This window comes from Oceanisphaera pacifica, assembly GCF_017498065.1.
Taxonomy (GTDB): domain Bacteria; phylum Pseudomonadota; class Gammaproteobacteria; order Enterobacterales; family Aeromonadaceae; genus Oceanimonas; species Oceanimonas pacifica.
In genome coordinates this window covers 43,035-61,566 of sequence record NZ_JAGDFX010000001.1, presented here as the reverse complement: position 1 = coordinate 61,566, position 18,532 = coordinate 43,035, and the positions used below count along the sequence as shown (strand labels likewise).

Sequence of the window (18,532 nt, the reverse complement as noted above, 5' to 3'; positions counted from 1 at the left end):
ATGCTGCCAGAATTTAAAGTTGCTCAACTGCGTCATTTTGTATGGGTGGCAGAGCTGAGAGGGTTTCACTTGGCTGCTGAAAAGGCACATCGCACCCAGCCGGCTATTTCACTGTCAATTCGCGACTTAGAAAATAAGCTCAGCGAACCCTTGTTTGAAAAGCATAATAGCCGTGCTGCTAAAACTGAGTTAACACCCTTTGGGCAGCATTTTTTGCCAAAAGCAAAAGAGTTCATCGCCCATCATGATCGTATTGCTGAAGATATGGCCTTGCTGGCTGAGCATAAAACGGGGCATTTGCGATTGGCGTCTGTCCCCTCTATTGCGTGTCATTTTTTGCCTGAGTTACTGCTGAATTTTATTGGCGATAGAGAACTGCACGTGAGTGTGTTTGATGATAACTCAGACGCGGTGTTAAGAATGGTCGAAAACCAACAAGTAGATGTGGGCATTGCCAGCTTATTTGATGAGCAAGGGCAAAGCGAAAAGCATTTTACACCCGTATGGGAAGATAGGCTAGGCGTGGTGTGCCCCAAGGATCATCCTTTGGCCAGTCATAAAGAGCTGCATTGGCAAGAGTTGCAGCAATATCGATTAATCAGTAACGGCACGTCTCGTTTGTTACGGGGCAGTGAAGTGGAGTCCTTGTTAACGCATTCTCAGTATTATATTTCTAACATGATGTCGTTAGTGGCTATGTTAGAAGCGGGCTTTGGTGTGACGACACTGCCTTGGTATGCCTTTCCTAAAAATAATGCGCAACTGACCTTTATTCCGTTACATACACCGGTGATCACTCGCCGTATTGGGATTATTCGGTTAAACAATAAATCGTTAGCTCCTCCCGCACAGGCGTTTGTTGATTTTATTATTGCCACACAAAAAGAGACGAATAATTGATAAAAATGATGAGAGAAGGGAGCAGGCTAATACCGTAAGCTTCAAGGTGTAAATATTGACTTACACTGTTCTCTTCACTTTTCACATCTTAAAAAACCGCCTTAGCTCTCACTTTGCTAAAAATATTACTAACTTTTAAGTCAGTTAATTATATTGCCATCAGTGTTAATGCGCCTTGATAGCATTCTGATAAATTATTCTTATCAAATGATAGACGCATTTTCCTTGTCTGTTTTTGTTTCTTTGCACCATGATGCTAGCCATGAGGCAGGAAGCTTAAGTCGTTCATTCAAAGAATAACGCAGTAATATTTACTCTTTCTGACCCTGCGTTATGTTATTCACTTGCTTAAAAATAACGCAATAAGGACATCTAGTAATATCGAGGGTAGAAACATGATGAGGTTAGCAGCAATAAAGGCCTCCCTGCGGGGGCCCAATGCACTGCCACTACGGCCCGTTAATAAAGTTATGGACTTGGAACGGCTGGGTTCTATGCACCAAAGTCGATTGAGTTTTATGCGTACATTAGTGCGTAGGATCATGCTGGAGCGTTGGCAAATAGATGTTGCTCATCTTGAACTATGTGCAGAAGGTTACGGCAGTGTTATTTATGAAATCAGCACGCCTCATGGGCTGTTTAGCTTTGTGGTATTCTCTGATTACTTAAGCACTGCTGAGCGTAACGATCGTGTGATTGCCAGTAAATGGGATCTCACTATGGCATTGGTAGAAGGACGTATTGAAGACGATTATTTCGCTTTTTTACGTGACAATGTTCCATTACAAGAAGCTGGGCGTGTTGATGCGCGAGTATTTGTGTTATCTCGGGCTAACCGCAGCGCTCGTAACTTTGATTATGTGGTCGAGCAATTAAGCCAAGGCGAGCAGCCTGATGTGGCACAAATTGCCAAGGTGGGATATCTGTATCGTACCACTGCGGTTTATGGCAGTGGTAAAGCGGGTATGGCGGACTGGGATAAAGTGAGCACGCGTTACCCTGACTTTGCTCGGCCTTTTGCTGCTGAAATGTTCGCATGTTTAATGCTGAGAAACTTTAGCTTGTTACAAGTAGAGCATATTGCTCAACAGCGTAGCCCACAGCAATATAAACCAATGCGCTCGGAAATTAAGCGTTATTTTGGTATTGGTAATTCCACCGGCCTTGGCATGGCACCCTACCTTATTAATCACCCTATGCTCATTAATCGCTGGATAGAAATGCGTGAATTGGCTTTAGCCTTGGTTCGCAGCTTAGGGTATATCGATGACAGAGTACGCTTGCAATTAGATGAACTGTTAACCCGTAGTGCTCAGCACATGGCGGAAACCCTGACTGAGGATCCATGGCAGGCAAATAATAATGTTCGGATCATGGAAGATATAATGGCGCTGCGCAAACAGACAGGTCCGCTATTACAAAATTGGAACGATTTAATAGTGTGGAGTGAACAGCACTGTTCGCTTCAAGGACAAGAGTTGTTGGTTTCAATACTATTAGAGTTATACCCACAGTTGGTTGATGGTTTAGAGGATTACCATTGTGCAGAGGAATTTCTTGATCTTGATTCATTAATGCCGCTACAAAGTCTAAAGAGAGTGATTGAGCGTCGTTATGACTGGGCTCTAAAAATAGACTTTAGCCAGATGGGGGCACTGGATACGTTTTGGTATCGCTCAGAAGATAAGATGGAGCCGCGACTAGGGCTGTGCGCATTAGATAAAGGCCAAGACAAACAAATGCCTTTGGGCGTTGGTTATGCGGTTTATACCTGTTATCAACTGTTATGCAAATATATTGCAGAAAATCCTGATCACACCACAGCTCGCTTTATGGTGGCTCGCCCTAAACTGCGCGGCATAGTGCGGCGCATTCAAAGTATGGATCGCTGTGTTTATGGCGATATTCAAGCCAACCTGTTGGCTAAAGACATACTGCCCATGCACTTGCTGCGCTGCAAACTGTCGTTTTTTGGAGTGAGTAAGTTTGATCCCAAGTCTACGCTATGGGTGCGTAACACCATGTTTCAAGGTGCGCCTTTGCTTGAAGATATTGGTCATGTTTATAACGACGATTGGTTTATGCCGCTGGCGCCGACATTGGGAGGAGATCACTGATGCAAGTGTCAATGAATGAATTAAAAGCGGCGTTGCGACGTTGTTTTGAGGCTTCCGGTTACTTTGTGGGTAACTATGAAGATGCGGCGAATATGGTGCTTTGGCTTGAAAAGCATGGTCTTAATGGGCTGGCTGAATTACAACGTGCATTACCTTATATAGGTGTTGATTTTGATAAGCCGCTGAGTACCGTGGTCTATGAAGACAGTACATCGGCCATTATTGATAGTAATGGTCGTAGTGCACTTAACTGTATCGCCTCTTCGGTTGATTTGGCTCACGCTAAGGCGCTAGAAAGTGGCATTGCCACCATTACTGTGCATAACTGTCATAATCGTATGTTTGCACTTAAAGCGCTAACCGATTGCGGGCGGCGAGGCATTAGTGTAACGGCCTATTGGCAAAATGGCAGCAAGACGGTGAAAGAATATGCAGCAGGCATTAAAGCCGGAGAGCGTTACCCAAGCTTTAGTGAGGCGGCAACAAACCTTATCACTAGCCCAGATGAAGCTCAGGCATTAACGATTATTTGTAGCTCTCGGGTCGATTTATCAGGTTCATTACAGCGTTCCAAGGGCAATCGTAATGCTCGCTATATGAGTCCTGAAGACCTAGCCGACAATAAAGAATATATTATAGATAACGGCATCGAAATTGATGAAGAACTGTGGGGCGAGATTAATCGTTTAGGGGCCGGTATTTTAGTCGAAAATAGCGTGCGCTCTAGCCAAGGGGCTGGAAGTCGATAGTTACATTTGAGCCTATGACATTGAACACCCAATCGCAATACAGACATACTTCTGTTACGCCTTGGGTGTTTTTTTGTTTCAGCTTCGAGCTAATCCCCAATCCCTTTACGGTGGAGGTTGGGAGCTGTGTGCTAGACTGGCGGTTTTTATTTGCAGGAATTAAGCATGCTGTATTCTTCCCTTGAGTTGCTGGCGCTGTTGATTGTTACCTGCAGTATTGTGGTGCAGGCGTGGGTGGGCATTGGTTTTGGCCTGTTGGCCGCGCCTTTGTTGTATTTAATTGATCCCGCTTATATGCCTGGGCCTGTGTTAATGCTGGGCTGGATGTTGTCGTTAATAGTGGTGGTTAAGCAGCGCCATACGCTTAATTGGCGGCGTGTTTTTCCTGCCATATTGGCGCGCTTGCCGGGCTCTTGGTGTGGCGCTTTGTTGTTGGTGAGCATTGCAGCTTGGCAACTCAGTTTATTTTTTGGCTCGGCTTTGTTGTTGGCGGTGTGGTTGAGTTTACGCCGCTATTCGCTGCCCCTTAATAAGGTGAGTTTAACGGTGGCGGGCTTTTTATCGGGGGTGCTGGGCACGTCAACCTCTGTGGGTGGTCCGCCGATTGCGCTTTTATATCAACATGAGGCGCGGCTAACGGCCCGTAATGAAATTGCCGCTTTCTTTTTAGTGGGTACGCCCATTTCTTTGGTGATGCTGTGGTTAAATGGTGGGGCAGAGCTGGTCAGTGTTTCCTTAATCTTAAAAATGATACCCGGTGTGGTGGTAGGCTTTTGGTTATCGCGCCATTTAGAGCGAGTGATCAGCGCGCAAAGTGCGCGACCTGCCATTTTATTTATCTCGGCCGTTTCTGCCATAGTGGTGTTAGTGCAAGGCGTAATGGGCGGCATAGCCAGTTAAATGTTTAGCATTAAAGGAGAGTGATAGTGATGTCTGCAAAAGCGAATTCTTACCAGTTAGCCGAGCTGTTAGGCGAAGCTTTAGTGGCGCAAGGCTTAACCATTACCACGGCAGAGTCTTGTACAGGCGGGGGGATTGCCTGCGCGATTACCGATATTGCTGGCAGTTCATCCTGGTTTGAACAAGGTTTTGTGACCTACTCTAATGCGGCTAAAACTAAGATGCTGGGCGTTGACGCAAGGGTAATCGAGCGTGATGGTGCTGTGAGTGAATCTGTGGTGGCCGCCATGGCCCAAGGCGCGTGCGCGCACAGTGGCGATGCTGTGGGGGTGGCAGTAAGCGGCGTTGCAGGGCCTGGAGGGGGTAGCCCAGATAAACCGGTGGGCACAGTGTGGCTGGCCTGTTATTTGGCAAACAGCAATCACACTCACACGCGGTTGTTACAGCTAACGGGTGATAGAATAAGTATACGCCAGCAAACCATAGTGGCGGCACTCGAAGATTGTTTGGCGCTGTTACTGGCATCAAACTAAGCAAAGTGCCAATATCACTAAATTAGTGAATGTAAACTTGTCACTGTATGAATAACCAGTATACTCAGGTTGTATATTTAGACGCATTAGCTTAATCAGCGGAGCCTTCATGGATCAAAATAAAGAAAAAGCCTTAACCGCCGCCCTTGGTCAAATTGAAAAACAATTTGGTAAAGGCTCTATTATGCGCTTGGGTGATAATAAAGCGCTAAACATAGACTCTGTTTCTACTGGGTCTTTGTCTTTGGATATTGCCTTAGGTATTGGTGGCTTACCCATGGGCCGCGTGGTTGAAATTTATGGCCCTGAATCTTCGGGTAAAACTACGCTTACTTTGCAAGTGATTGCTGAAGCGCAACGCGATGGCAAAGTGTGTGCCTTTGTGGATGCCGAGCATGCGCTGGATCCTTTATACGCTGCTAAATTGGGCGTTAATGTTGATGACTTATTGGTGTCGCAGCCAGATACCGGTGAGCAAGCCTTAGAAATTTGCGACATGTTAGTGCGCTCAGGCGCGGTAGACGTGATTATTGTCGACTCGGTGGCGGCACTCACACCACGAGCTGAAATTGAAGGCGAAATGGGTGACTCCCACGTAGGTCTTCAGGCACGTTTAATGTCTCAGGCGCTGCGTAAGCTAACCAGTAACATTAAATCGGCTAACTGCTTAGTGGTGTTTATTAACCAAATTCGTATGAAGATTGGGGTGATGTTTGGTAGCCCAGAAACCACCACTGGTGGTAACGCGCTTAAGTTTTACTCCTCTGTGCGTTTGGATATTCGTCGTATTGGGGCGGTTAAAGAAGGCGATGAAATTGTGGGTAACGAAACCCGCGTAAAAGTGGTGAAAAACAAAGTTGCACCGCCCTTTAAACAAGCTGAATTTCAAATTATTTATGGCGAAGGTATATCTAAGCAAGGCGAGCTGGTTGAGCTGGGCGTGAAGCACAAGCTGGTTGATAAAGCCGGTGCTTGGTATAGCTATAAGGGCAATAAAATTGGCCAGGGTAAAGCTAACTCTATTAAGTATTTGTTAGAGCATACTGATATTTCTAATGAAATAGAGACTTCACTGCGCGATATGCTGTTGCTTAAGCCAGGTGAAGAACAAACTAAACCAGAAGACGCCCCAGGGGCACTGGGTGCACCTTTCCCCACAGATGAAAACGAAGAGTTTTAACCATTAAGGCCGGGGCAACCCGGCCTTTGTTTTATGGCGCTTTGGCCAAGAAATCCGTTACACTTTTACGATGCAGAAAAAACCAGAACAACTCACCCCCGAAGCCTTATGGCACAGCGCGCTCGGGTTATTATCGCGCCGTGATCATAGCCGCCTTGAGCTGGCGCAAAAGTTGCGCTTACGTCAATTTGATAATGAATTGATTAACGCCGCACTGGATAAGTTAGTGGAACAACAATGGCAGTGTGATGAGCGCTTTGCTCGGGTGCAGGTGCGCCAACATGTGTTTAAGCGACACGGGCCCATGCGCATTCGTATGGAGTTAAAGCGCAAAGGGGTAGCAGAGAGTCTTATTGATCTGGCCCTTGAAGAAGATGAAACCGATTGGTTTGAGCTAGCGCTCGCATGTTATCAGTCTCGCTTTAGAGACCCACACATTAGTGATATAAAAGAAAAAGCCAAACGATTGCGCTATTTGCAAAGCCGTGGTTTTAACTCTGATCAAGTGCGCTATGCATTTGAAACCGCCGCACAAGACGACACTAATTAGCCGTTAACCAAGGCCATAATGCGCCAATACTCCTTTTAAAGCGGGTGCAAAAGTGCGGCTGCATTTTACATTAGCGCCGATACCTTTTAAATTAGCAAGATTAACGCCTATGAACCCCGTAATTAAGCAGGATCACCCATGCAGATGACCACATCAGAGTTACGCAATGCGTTTCTCGAATATTTTCGCCAGCAAGATCACCAAATAGTGAGCTCGAGCTCGTTGGTGCCGCACAATGACCCTACCTTATTATTCACCAATGCCGGTATGAACCAGTTTAAAGACTTGTTTTTAGGTGTTGAACAGCGCGCTTACACTCGCGCCGTAAGCTCGCAGCGCTGCGTGCGTGCCGGTGGTAAGCATAATGACTTAGAAAATGTTGGCTATACCGCGCGCCACCATACATTTTTTGAAATGTTGGGTAACTTCAGTTTTGGTGATTACTTTAAGCAAGAGGTGATTCTTTTTGCATGGGAGTTTTTAACCGAGGTGATTAAGTTGCCCAAAGAAAAGCTTTGGGTCACTGTGTATGAAACCGATGATGAAGCCTTTGATATTTGGTCTAAAAAAATGGGCGTGCCAGAAGAGCGCATCATCCGTATTGGTGACAATGGCGGAAAGTATCAGTCTGACAACTTTTGGACCATGGGTGATACTGGCCCCTGTGGACCTTGTAGTGAAATTTTCTACGATCATGGTGAACACATTTGGGGTGGTCCTCCGGGCAGTCCAGAAGAAGATGGCGACCGCTATATTGAAATTTGGAACCTGGTATTCATGCAGTTTAACCGTCATGCAGACGGCACCATGGAGCCTTTGCCTAAGCCTTCGGTAGACACGGGTATGGGGCTGGAGCGCATAGCCACTATTTTGCAGGGCGTGCATTCCAACTACGAAATTGACCTCTTTCAAGCGCTAATTAAAGCCGCTGCCGTGGCTGTGGGTACCCAAGACATTAACAGTAAATCGCTGCAAGTAATTGCGGATCATATTCGCTCTTGTGCCTTCTTAATTGCCGATGGGGTTATGCCTTCTAATGAAGGTCGTGGCTATGTATTGCGCCGTATTATTCGCCGCGCCGTGCGCCATGGCCGTAAGCTGGGGGCTGAGCAGTCGTTCTTTTATACCTTAGTGGGTGCCTTGTGTGAGCAAATGGGCGAAGCCTACCCAGAGCTCAATACACAAAGAGCCATTATTGAAAAAGTGCTGCGTTTAGAAGAAGAACAGTTTGCGCGCACCCTGGGTCGTGGCTTACAGCTATTAGAAGACGCCATTAGTGAGCTGGGTGATGCCAAAGTGTTGCCAGGCGAGGTGGTGTTTAAGTTATACGACACTTATGGTTTTCCGGCAGATTTAACCGCCGATGTATTGCGGGACCGCGAGCTGAGCATAGATGAGGCTGGCTTTGAAAGCTTAATGCAACAACAGCGCGAGCGAGCGAAAGAAGCGTCTAACTTTGGTATTGATTACACCAAAGCCATTAAAGTGGACGGCACTACTGACTTTATCGGCTATGAGCATTTGGCGGAGTCGGCCAAAGTCACGGCGTTATTTAAAGACGGCGAAGCAGTATCGGCATTAATAGCCGGTGAAGAAGGCGCCATGGTGTTAGACCAAACGCCTTTTTATGCTGAGTCGGGCGGTCAAGTCGGCGATGCAGGGGTTATTAAGTTAACAGAAGGCTTGTTTGTGGTGAATAACACCCAAAAAGCCGGTAATGGCATTTTGCATTTAGGCACCCTAGAGTTGGGCACAGTGGAAGTTGGAGAGCCGGTAACGGCAGCAGTAGACAGCCAACGCCGTCAAGCCATTGCCCTTAACCACTCGGTAACCCACCTGATGCATGCGCGCCTGCGCGAATTGCTGGGTGATCATGTCACGCAAAAAGGCTCACTGGTTGAGGCTGAACGCATGCGTTTTGACTTTTCACATCTAGAAGCTATGACAGCTGCAGAGCTGCGCGAAGTGGAAGAGCGAGTGAATAAAGACATTCGTGCCAACTATGATGTGGCCACTCAGCTTATGGATCTTGAGGCGGCTAAAAATGCCGGTGCCATGGCGTTGTTTGGTGAGAAGTACGACGACGAAGTGCGCGTGGTTTCTATGGGCGACGCCTCTACCGAGCTATGCGGTGGCACCCATGTTGCGCGCACTGGCGATATTGGTCTGTTCAAGATTGTGTCCGAAAGTGGCATTGCCGCCGGTATTCGTCGTATAGAAGCGGTGACCGGTGATGCGGCCTTGGCTTATTTGCATCAGTTAAATGACGAGCTGGCCCAAACGGCAGGCTTAGTGAAAAGTGATGTGTTTTCGGTAGCCGACAAGGTAAAACAAACCTTAGATCGCAGTCGTCAATTAGAAAAAGAAGTCGAGCAGCTAAAAGCCAAGCTCACCGCTCAAGCAGGCACCGCTTTGTTAGAGCAGGTGACTGAGGTGAATGGCGTTAAGGTGCTGGTGGCTGACTTAAACGGTGCTGATGGTAAGTCGCTACGTGGCTCTTTGGATGATCTTAAAGTGAAGTTGCAGTCGGGCATTGTGGTGTTAGCCACGGTGAACAATGACAAAATAAGCTTAATTGCTGGTGTCACTAAAGATTTAACTGACAAGGTGAAAGCCGGTGAGCTCGTCAACCTAGTCGCACAGCAGGTTGGTGGTAAAGGCGGTGGTCGCCCAGATATGGCCCAAGCGGGTGGCACAGAGCCTGCACAGCTGCCTGGTGCATTGGCTTCGGTCACACCTTGGCTGAGCGAGCGCTTATAGTAGTAACAGGATTCAAATTAAGCTGCTAAAGTATACAAGAGGCCTGTCTATGACAGGCCTCTTGATTTTAAACGCTTAGCCCTCATAGGGTTATAGTGTTAGCCAAGGTTGAATGGGTTGCGGCTAGATAGCGCACTTAGAATAAAATTTAACCGTAAAAGATCAATATCCCTTAGGGTAACGCTAGGTTTTTGCACCCCTTTAGCGGATAATAAATATATTATTAGCAATTACATAATGGATACAGGAGCAGCTAAATGCTGATTTTGACAAGACGAGTAGGGGAAACCCTAATGATTGGTGACGAAGTCACCGTAACTGTACTGGGTGTGAAGGGAAATCAGGTACGCATTGGTGTTAATGCTCCTAAAGAAGTGTCTGTGCATCGCGAAGAAATCTATATGCGTATACAGGCAGAGAAGGATGGGGCAGAAGACGAACAATATTAATTGAAAGTTTTTGGGGTGTTTTTTGTTCTTGTTGGTGATTTTTGGTGCAAAGTGTTTAAAGACTGTGCAAACAAACAAAACAACGAAGAAAAGGGTTTGACTTATTTTCGTCTGAGCGTAATATGCACCCCAACAACAACGGTGAGGTGGCCGAGAGGCTGAAGGCGCTCCCCTGCTAAGGGAGTATGCGGTTTGTAGCCGCATCGAGGGTTCGAATCCCTCCCTCACCGCCATATTTAGCATCCTTAGCTCAGCTGGATAGAGTACTCGGCTACGAACCGAGCGGTCGGAGGTTCGAATCCTCCAGGATGCGCCATTTTATAGTGTTAATAGCAAGCGCTACCTTATAACATCATTGTTATAAACAATATCTTAATAGCATCCTTAGCTCAGCTGGATAGAGTACTCGGCTACGAACCGAGCGGTCGGAGGTTCGAATCCTCCAGGATGCGCCATTTTACAGCGTTAATCGTAAGCGCTATCTTATAACATCATTGTTATAAACAATATCTTAAAAGCATCCTTAGCTCAGCTGGATAGAGTACTCGGCTACGAACCGAGCGGTCGGAGGTTCGAATCCTCCAGGATGCGCCATATTAAAAAGCCTGCCTCGTGCAGGCTTTTTTCATTTCTAACGGTGGAAGAGCAGCTTTACGCTGTACGCCGACCGCTGTACGAAAAACAAAACCGGAAAAGAACAGCTATACGCTTTACGCCGACCGCTCTACGACAAACCAAGCCGCATTTTTTAGCTGTCATCCTGAACTCGTTTCAGGATCTCTATCCCCTTCGGGTAGCTGTAAGCCATTAGCTGTCAGCGGTCAGTTAAAAAATACGCTGTTTTCTGTAGTCCCACGCTTTAGCCAAAGTACAGCCATACGCTTTACGCTGACCGCGTTACGTTAAAGAACAACTGCGGTTTTGTTCGTCAGGCGCTCAGCGTATAGAAAGCCGGAAGCTTAGAGCTGGAAGCGGTAAGCTAAACAAAAACACTGAGGCATTTTTATTTTTGGTTTTACTTTCGGCTTCTAGCTTCAAGCTTATTACTGTCTGTTAAATGGATTGCCGCGTCGTTGCACTCCTCGCAATGACCAAAGGGAGTCGCTCGGGGTCGGCTTGCTCTTTTAAGCTGTCAGCGGTGAGTTAACAAAGCAGAGCCTAACGTTAGGCACAAAAAAAGGCGCCTTGAGGCGCCTTCTGTCTTCGTTTATAACGCCTATTTAGGCATTGTTGTTCTCATCTAGACCAACGATTAGCCAAGGGGCATTTTCGGTGGTTAAATCGCGCTCAAGATGCCAAATCTCGTTAATATCTTGCTCAATGGCTTCTTGGCTATCACGATAGCGGCCACTAAACTTTAAGCTGACTTGGGCGTGATAAGAGGTGTGATCGGCACGTACCAGCTCGGCATCAACAAACATCACTTCAGTATGCTGATCACCGGTTAAGGTTGCACGCTCTTGGCTTAAGTCGTTAAACAACGCCGGTGACACGTATTCACGGATCTTCTCTAGATCATTGGTGTTCCACGCATCCTGCAAAGTACGGTAATGCTCGCGAGAGCCTTGTAGAAAGGCCTGCATGTCAAAACCAGGAGGCAGGTTAAAGGGAACATCTGAGGGGGTAAAACCGCCGCTGGCACCTGCAGGCGATGCCGACATAGGGGTAACAGGCTGTTGCGGTGCTTCAAATTGTTGAGGGCCACTGTATGCCGCCCTTGATGTGGGGGCTTTGCCTTTGCGTAACGCGCTAAATATTTTAAAGGCGACAAACGCGAGACCGGCGATCAATAAGAAGTCCATCATTTGAAAGCCTTCAAATGCGCCTGAGCCTAGCAAGGCGGCAAATAAACCACCGGCTAATAAACCGCCCAGTAGGCCGCCCATCATGCCACCCATACCACCGGTTTTTTTCGGTTGTTGAGTTTGGCCAGCTTGGTTAGCGGTGTTTTGCTGTTTAGCGGGTTGTGCTGGGGCCGTTTTAAACGATTTTCCGAAAGAGCGGCCGCCACCCATTTTACGAGCTTCGGCATCAAATGCTGTGGCAGTAATGCCAACGGCAAAGATAAGAGTAAATAAAGTAAGAAGTTTGCGCATGTTAGCTTCCTTAAGTAACGAAGAGCACATCCTAAAGCAGGGGCATGTTAAGTCAACTACTGTTCACTTATTCAGCGGAATATCTAATTATCCATTGAGAATGTATTGGGGTATCAAGATGCCAAGACTGAGGTATCACATGTACAATGTCAGTATTGTAATTCAATGTATGTAGCCGCTTTTTATACCTTGCTATAGACAGTCTCGTTATAGACAACTGCAGAGAGAAAATAGATGAGCGAAAAAAACGCCACCAAAACTGATCAAGCTGTAGCTCAGCTAAAAATGCCCCCTCATTCTTTTGAGGCGGAGCAATCTGTGCTGGGTGGCTTGCTGTTGGATAACAACGCTTGGGATCGAGTGGCGGAAAAAGTCGCAGAGCCCGACTTTTATAGTCGACCTCATCGCCTTATTTTTCAGGCCATACATCGATTAGCGCAGCTAAATAACCCTATTGATTTAATTACCGTACAAGAAGAATTAGAACGCCATGAGTCTCTTGATACTGTGGGTGGTTTTTCATATTTAGTTGAAATTGCTAAAAATACGCCCAGTGCCGCTAATATTGGTGCCTATGCCGATATCGTGCGCGAGCGTGCGCTGGTGCGAGAAATGATAGCGGTAGCGAATGATATTGCGGAGTCGGGTTTTGATCCCCAAGGGCGCAATGCCGATGACCTAATAGACTTGGCAGAAACTAAAGTATTTAACATTGCCGAAAGTCGGACCAATGTTAATGAAGGTCCGCAGCCGTTACGGGCGTTATTAGAACACACCATTGACCGTATCGAAGAGCTTTATAAGAGCCCTCATAACGGGGTGACGGGTGTCTCTTCGGGCTACAAAGATCTGGATAAAATGACGGCGGGTTTTCAGGATTCAGATCTTGTTATTGTCGCTGCTCGACCTTCTATGGGTAAAACAACCTTTGCGATGAACCTCTGTGAGCATGCCGCGCTCACAAAAGACAAACCTGCTCTTATATTCTCCTTGGAAATGCCATCTGAGCAGATTATTATGCGGATGCTTGCCTCGCTTGGTCGGATTGATCAAACCAAAATCCGAACCGGGCAATTAGATGATGAAGATTGGGCTCGGTTGTCTTCTACTATGGGGATGCTGTTAGAGAAAGGTCAGTTGTATATTGATGATTCATCGGGCCTAACGCCGACAGAAGTGCGCTCGCGCGCGCGGCGTATAGCCCGTGAGCATGGCGGCATTAGTATGATCATGATTGATTATTTGCAACTAATGACGGTCCCCAGCTTAGCGGATAATCGAACACTGGAAATTGCTGAAATATCTCGCTCACTTAAAGCGTTGGCAAAAGAGTTAGAGGTACCTGTCATCGCTTTATCTCAGTTAAACCGAAGTCTAGAGCAGCGTGCTGATAAACGACCCGTTAACTCAGACTTACGTGAATCGGGCTCAATAGAGCAAGATGCCGACTTGATCATGTTTATTTATCGTGATGAGGTTTATCACGACGATAGCGAAGAGAAAGGCATCGCCGAAATCATCATCGGTAAGCAACGAAATGGACCTATTGGCCGGGTACGACTGACGTTTCAGGGGCAGTTTTCACGCTTTGATAACTATGCCGGCCCTGCATTTGATGATGAATATTAAGGAGTTGAGATGGATGCACACGGGGCGATTGCTCGCATCAGTCTGTCGGCGGTACAGCATAATTTACAACAGGCTAAGCGTTTAGCTCCCTCGGCAAAAGCCATTGCTGTGGTAAAAGCGAACGCCTATGGGCATGGTGATTTGATGGTTGCATCGGCATTGCAACCATTAGCAGATATGTTTGGCGTTGCCCGGTTTGAAGAAGCACAAAAGTTGCGTTCATCCGGCATTAAGCAGCCGATTCTGCTGTTGTCGGGGTTCTTAAATGCCGAGCAGCTACAATTTGCCGCGCTTAATAATTTTCAGGTGTGTATCCACGAGTTTGCTCAATTAGCGGTGCTAGAGACCACGCCGCTTGCCGCTCCCATCACCGCATGGATAAAAATAGACTCGGGCATGCACCGTATTGGTTTTAGCCCAGAGCAAGCCGATGCGGTATTTGCACGGGTGAACGCGATTACACAAGTGGTGCAGCCGGTGAATGCCATGACGCATTTTGCCCAAGCTGACGAGCCTGAGCAGCGTAGCATTACCGAAACGGCCATTGCGCGCTTTCAACAAGCCACCGCTGGCAAAGTCAGGCATACCGCCTTATGTAATTCGGCTGGTGTGATGGCCTTTCCCCAAGCACACAGCGACTTTATTCGCCCCGGTATCATGCTGTATGGCATTACTCCTTTTGCTGAGCAACAAGGCAGCGATGTTGGTTTGCGCCCCGCAATGGACTTTACCAGTAGCTTAATTGCGGTGCGCGAGCATAAAGCCGGTGAGCCGATTGGCTACGGTGCCAGCTGGGTAAGCCCAAGAGATACGCGTATTGGCGTGATTGCGGTCGGTTATGGTGACGGTTACCCGCGAATGGCGCCGGCTGGCACACCTGTGCTAGTTAATGGCCGTCGGGTACCACTAGTGGGCCGAGTTGCCATGGATATGGCCACCGTTGATTTAGGGCCAGAGGGCACTGAGCAAGTGGGGGATGAAGTCATTTTGTGGGGCAATGGTTTAGCCGCAGAAGAAGTGGCTCGCCATGTGGGTACCATTGCCTATGAGTTAGTCACTCGCCTCACCGCAAGACCTAAACTTGAATACGTGGATTAATAGCGCGCTAAGCGCTTAGCTGAGTGTTGAGTGCTGTTTAAAAGTAAGCATTCAACACTCTCGTGCCGCTTGCGTATCGGGCACTTTTTTCGCTTTAAAATAAGCTAATAATGCCAGTGCTGGCAGATTCATTACAATACCGTATAGCAGCGCCATCATGGCTAATTCATCTGATCCTAGCTGGGTATAGGCGACTAAAATCGCCACTGCACCATTTTGAATGCCTACCTCAAATGCCAAACTCCGACAGCTAGATGCAGAACAGCTCACCAGTTTGGCACCCAAATAGCCGCAAGCTAAGGCTAGCGTTGCGAGTAACAACATGGCTACTGCTGCATGACTAAATAGAGAAGGCAGTTTAGGCAGGTTGTGGGTAACCAGGCTTGCGAGCACCAGCATAAACAATAAGCCGCTTAATTGTTTAAATCGTGGTTGATAACGGATAACCCAGTCGTGAAAGTGACGGCGGATCAGCATGCCAATGACGACGGGAACAATACAAATGAGTACTAACTGCGCTATGGTTTGGGCCAAGGGGAGTGCAAAAGTGTCGGCAGCTACGCCTAGCCAAGACAGTTGCAACATCACGGCAAAAGGCATCCAAAATGGCGCTAATAAGCCAACTAATGCCGTTAAACTGACCGATAAGGCACTGTCGCCATTGGCTAAAAAACTAAACATATTAGAAGTGGCACCACCCGGGGCGGCGCTAATCAAAATTAAGGCGGCGGCTATGGATGGTGGTAAGGCCAAGAATATAATTAGCCCCCATGCCAGTAGAGGTAATAACAACCACTGCATGAGTAGTCCCATTAATAGTGGCCGTGGCTGTTTGCGCAGTCGGCTAAAATGGGACAACTCCAGCGTCATCCCCATTACCAATGTCATTAGCGCAAGAGAGAGGGGCAATAAAAAAGTAAGCATAGCTAAGGTCATCTCAATAAATATAAAATAGCGTTAAGCTCGGGGCTAAGTAACAATATTGGGTTAGCTTGGCACTTGATGCTGGGTATTGGGGGCTATTTTTTGGCACTGCTGGCATTGGCCGTGGGCTTCAATAGACTGACTAATAATGGCAAAGCCATTTAGTTTAGCTTGTTGTTCAAAGGCTTGGTGAATGGCCGCATCATGTAGCTCAACCACTAACCCGCAGCCATTACAAATTAATAACTGCATAGGGTGGTCTTCATCAAAATGCTCGCAAAACAAAAACGCATTAAGTGACTCCACTTTATGAATAAAGCCTTGAGTGAGTAAAAAGTCTAGTGCGCGATACACAGTAGGCGGTTTCGCATTAGGCTCTAGCTCTTTTAGCTTATCTAATAAATCATAGGCACTCACCGCGCCCTGAAAGCTGGCAATGAGTGTAAACACATTGCGCCGAGTGGGTGTAAAGCGTACTCCGCGCTGCTTACACAATAAATCGGCACGTTCAAGCTGGTGTTGAATGGACATAAACCAAGACGACCCTCTGTAATTTCAGCGATCATATTACCATAGCCGGCGAGCGCTTCCTCTAAACAAGTTTGGGACTGTGCGCGGGCTTGGGTATAATGGCCTTCTTTGTGCGCTAATAAGTTATCGTCTTTATGAATCATTATCCCTCTGCTCGTTTTTCTGTCGCCCCCATGTTGGATTGGACCGACCGTCATTGCCGTTATTTTCATCGGTTAATGAGTCGCCATGCTCAGTTATATACAGAAATGGTTACTACAGGCGCTATCTTATACGGCAAAGGCGATTACCTTGGTTTTAATGAACAAGAGCATCCGCTGGTATTACAGCTAGGGGGCAGTGATCCAGTGGCGTTGGCGGAATGTGCCACTTTGGCCAAGCAGCGTGGTTATGATGAAATTAACCTAAATGTGGGCTGCCCGTCTGATCGTGTACAAAATGGTATGTTTGGCGCCTGTTTAATGGCAGAGCCCAAGCGGGTGGCAGACTGTGTGGCAGCCATGAAGGCGGCGGTGGATATTCCGGTAACGGTAAAAACACGCATTGGTATTGATGAGCAAGACAGCTATGAGTTTTTATGTACGCTCGTAGATGGCTTGGTCGACGTTAAAGTGGATGCGTTAATTGTGCATGCGCGCAAGGCTTGGTTAAAGGGGTTAAGCCCTAAGCAAAACCGTGATGTGCCGCCACTGGATTATGAACGTGTGTATCAATTAAAGCGTGATTACCCTGAGCTAACCATTGCGGTGAATGGTGGCATTAAAACCTTGGCTGAAGCGGACACGCATCTTGCGCAGCTCGATGGCGTGATGCTGGGGCGTGAGGTGTATCAAAACCCGTATATTTTGGCACAGGTAGATGGGACATTGTTTAATGAGCACAATGAGATACCCAGCCGCCATGAGGTGATCCGTCAGTTATTACCTTATATTGAACAGCAATTAAGCCAAGATACTTATTTAGGTAATATTACTCGCCATACCTTGGGGATCTTTCAAGGCTTACCCGGCGCACGAGCATGGCGCCGCCATTTAAGCGAAAATGCCCACAAAAAAGGCGCCGGGCCCGAGGTAGTAGAAGCGGCCATGGCGAAAGTGCCAGAGTTTTGTTACATAGACTAATCCCTTCGGGTAGCTGTCAGCTTTAAGCCGTCAGCTATCAGTTAAAGAAAGCAGCGCTCGGCGCCCAGCTTAAAAGAGCAAACCGATCCCGAGCGTAGGTTAGACGTAGCGCTCTCTTTTGAAATGGATTGCTTCGTGCCTCGCAATGACAGCGTAAGGGCGATAGCAGAATTGAGTGTTTGTCAGTTAATTCAACATTCAAAATCCAACATTCATCATTGCCTTTGGGTCATTGCGAGGAGTGCAACGACGCGGCAATCCATCTAACTGCAGCCGTACGCTTAACGCTGTACGCCGTACGTGAAAGATGAACTGATTTGGTTTTTTCGTACCGCGGTCGGCGTAAAGCGTATGGCTGTTTTTTTGCCGTCATACCGGACGTGCTCCGGTATCTCGTTTTTATGTTTAACGCCTAAAGACAAATCGAGATCCTGAAACGAGTTCAGGATGACGGCACAAACAATGCCGTACGTTCAAGACAAACACCGGCTTGGTTTTTTCGTACAGCGGTCAGCGTAAGGCTCAAAGCTGTCTGTTAGAGCGTGGGACTACAGAAAACAGCGCTTTTTCTTTAACTGATCGCTGACCGCTGATGGCTGACAGCTCCCCGAAAAGGGCTTAAAGGTTTGGTTTGTCGTACAGCGGTCAGCGTAGAGCGTATGGCTGTTTTTTAAGACACGCGCATAAATTGACTGAGGGTTTCGGCTAGTAATTGAATTTTGTGCACCATGCGCGATAGCAAATCTTGGTACTCTTCTTCGGTGGCGGTGAGTAATATTTCTAGCTCTTCAGCCAGCTCTGCAACGTAGGGCATAAAGTGGTCGGCATGAGTAATAAACTGACTGTCTTCACGTAATACCGCACTAAACTTGGCTTGGCCTTTGCTGCGCAATTGCGCCAGTTTTTTGTCGGCATCAATGGCTTGGTGATACAAATCTTTTAAGGTGTCGTTGAGTTTATTAGTTACTGAATCATTCATGATATTGACCTTGTTA

Annotated in this window: 15 protein-coding genes, 4 tRNA genes and 1 pseudogene; 16 read left to right on the top strand and 4 right to left on the bottom strand. The window is 47.2% G+C overall.

Going from position 1 to position 18,532, the window contains the following annotated elements:
- From J3U76_RS00305 to J3U76_RS00245, 13 genes and pseudogenes are all read left to right on the top strand, one after another.
- On the top strand, positions 1-900 hold the full coding sequence (locus J3U76_RS00305; protein ID WP_208003643.1) for a LysR family transcriptional regulator: 900 nt from the start codon (positions 1-3) through the stop codon (positions 898-900).
- 518 nt (positions 901-1,418) lie between these two features.
- Positions 1,419-3,017, top strand: a complete 1,599-nt coding sequence (locus J3U76_RS00300; protein WP_208003642.1) for a hypothetical protein — start codon at positions 1,419-1,421, stop codon at positions 3,015-3,017.
- Positions 3,017-3,766 (top strand): DUF3726 domain-containing protein, encoded by a 750-nt coding sequence (locus J3U76_RS00295; protein ID WP_208003641.1) that lies wholly within the window; start codon positions 3,017-3,019, stop codon positions 3,764-3,766. Before J3U76_RS00300 ends, J3U76_RS00295 begins: the two co-directional genes overlap by 1 nt.
- Positions 3,767-3,931: 165 nt before the next feature.
- Positions 3,932-4,666 carry a sulfite exporter TauE/SafE family protein gene (locus J3U76_RS00290; protein ID WP_208003640.1) on the top strand — a complete coding sequence of 245 codons (735 nt, stop codon included), beginning with the start codon at positions 3,932-3,934 and terminating at the stop codon, positions 4,664-4,666.
- Between the two features lie 29 nt (positions 4,667-4,695).
- Positions 4,696-5,199, top strand: a complete 504-nt coding sequence (locus tag J3U76_RS00285) for a CinA family protein (RefSeq protein WP_208003880.1) — start codon at positions 4,696-4,698, stop codon at positions 5,197-5,199.
- 109 nt (positions 5,200-5,308) lie between these two features.
- Positions 5,309-6,289 (top strand): annotated as a pseudogene (recA, locus tag J3U76_RS00280) (recombinase RecA); the annotation flags it as partial.
- Between the two features lie 160 nt (positions 6,290-6,449).
- Entirely contained in the window at positions 6,450-6,929 is a 480-nt protein-coding gene (locus tag J3U76_RS00275; RefSeq protein WP_208003639.1) for a regulatory protein RecX, read from the top strand.
- Positions 6,930-7,067: 138 nt separating this feature from the next.
- Positions 7,068-9,689 carry an alanine--tRNA ligase gene (alaS, locus tag J3U76_RS00270; protein WP_208003638.1) on the top strand — a complete coding sequence of 874 codons (2,622 nt, stop codon included), beginning with the start codon at positions 7,068-7,070 and terminating at the stop codon, positions 9,687-9,689.
- Positions 9,690-9,946: 257 nt separating this feature from the next.
- Entirely contained in the window at positions 9,947-10,138 is a 192-nt protein-coding gene (gene csrA / locus J3U76_RS00265; protein WP_208003637.1) for a carbon storage regulator CsrA, read from the top strand.
- A gap of 140 nt (positions 10,139-10,278) precedes the next feature.
- Positions 10,279-10,371 (top strand) — tRNA-Ser (locus J3U76_RS00260).
- Between the two features lie 6 nt (positions 10,372-10,377).
- Positions 10,378-10,454 (top strand) — tRNA-Arg (locus tag J3U76_RS00255).
- Between the two features lie 62 nt (positions 10,455-10,516).
- Positions 10,517-10,593, top strand: a tRNA-Arg gene (locus J3U76_RS00250).
- A gap of 62 nt (positions 10,594-10,655) precedes the next feature.
- Positions 10,656-10,732, top strand: a tRNA-Arg gene (locus tag J3U76_RS00245).
- Between the two features lie 626 nt (positions 10,733-11,358).
- Here the strand turns inward: J3U76_RS00245 and J3U76_RS00240 are convergent.
- Complete coding sequence (locus J3U76_RS00240; RefSeq protein ID WP_208003636.1) at positions 11,359-12,234, bottom strand: Tim44 domain-containing protein; 876 nt, start codon at positions 12,232-12,234, stop codon at positions 11,359-11,361.
- A gap of 234 nt (positions 12,235-12,468) precedes the next feature.
- Here J3U76_RS00240 and dnaB point away from each other — a divergent pair, with 234 nt between their 5' ends.
- Positions 12,469-13,863 carry a replicative DNA helicase gene (dnaB, locus tag J3U76_RS00235; protein WP_208003635.1) on the top strand — a complete coding sequence of 465 codons (1,395 nt, stop codon included), beginning with the start codon at positions 12,469-12,471 and terminating at the stop codon, positions 13,861-13,863.
- A gap of 9 nt (positions 13,864-13,872) precedes the next feature.
- Positions 13,873-14,961 carry an alanine racemase gene (gene alr / locus J3U76_RS00230; RefSeq protein WP_208003634.1) on the top strand — a complete coding sequence of 363 codons (1,089 nt, stop codon included), beginning with the start codon at positions 13,873-13,875 and terminating at the stop codon, positions 14,959-14,961.
- A 51-nt stretch (positions 14,962-15,012) separates the two neighbouring features.
- Here alr and J3U76_RS00225 read toward each other — a convergent pair whose 3' ends face one another.
- The gene (locus J3U76_RS00225; protein ID WP_243453959.1) at positions 15,013-15,885 is read right to left on the bottom strand and encodes a bile acid:sodium symporter family protein; all 873 of its coding nucleotides are present in this window, start codon (positions 15,883-15,885) and stop codon (positions 15,013-15,015) included.
- A 63-nt stretch (positions 15,886-15,948) separates the two neighbouring features.
- Positions 15,949-16,416, bottom strand: coding sequence for a zinc uptake transcriptional repressor Zur (gene zur / locus J3U76_RS00220; RefSeq protein ID WP_208003632.1), 468 nt, complete (start codon positions 16,414-16,416; stop codon positions 15,949-15,951).
- Positions 16,417-16,550: 134 nt separating this feature from the next.
- Between zur and dusA the strand changes: the two genes are divergently transcribed.
- Positions 16,551-17,537: a tRNA dihydrouridine(20/20a) synthase DusA gene (gene dusA, locus J3U76_RS00215; protein ID WP_208003631.1), complete on the top strand. Its 987-nt coding sequence runs from the start codon at positions 16,551-16,553 to the stop codon at positions 17,535-17,537.
- A 670-nt stretch (positions 17,538-18,207) separates the two neighbouring features.
- Here the strand turns inward: dusA and J3U76_RS00210 are convergent.
- Positions 18,208-18,516 carry a hypothetical protein gene (locus J3U76_RS00210; RefSeq protein ID WP_208003630.1) on the bottom strand — a complete coding sequence of 103 codons (309 nt, stop codon included), beginning with the start codon at positions 18,514-18,516 and terminating at the stop codon, positions 18,208-18,210.
- Positions 18,517-18,532: the final 16 nt, after the last annotated feature.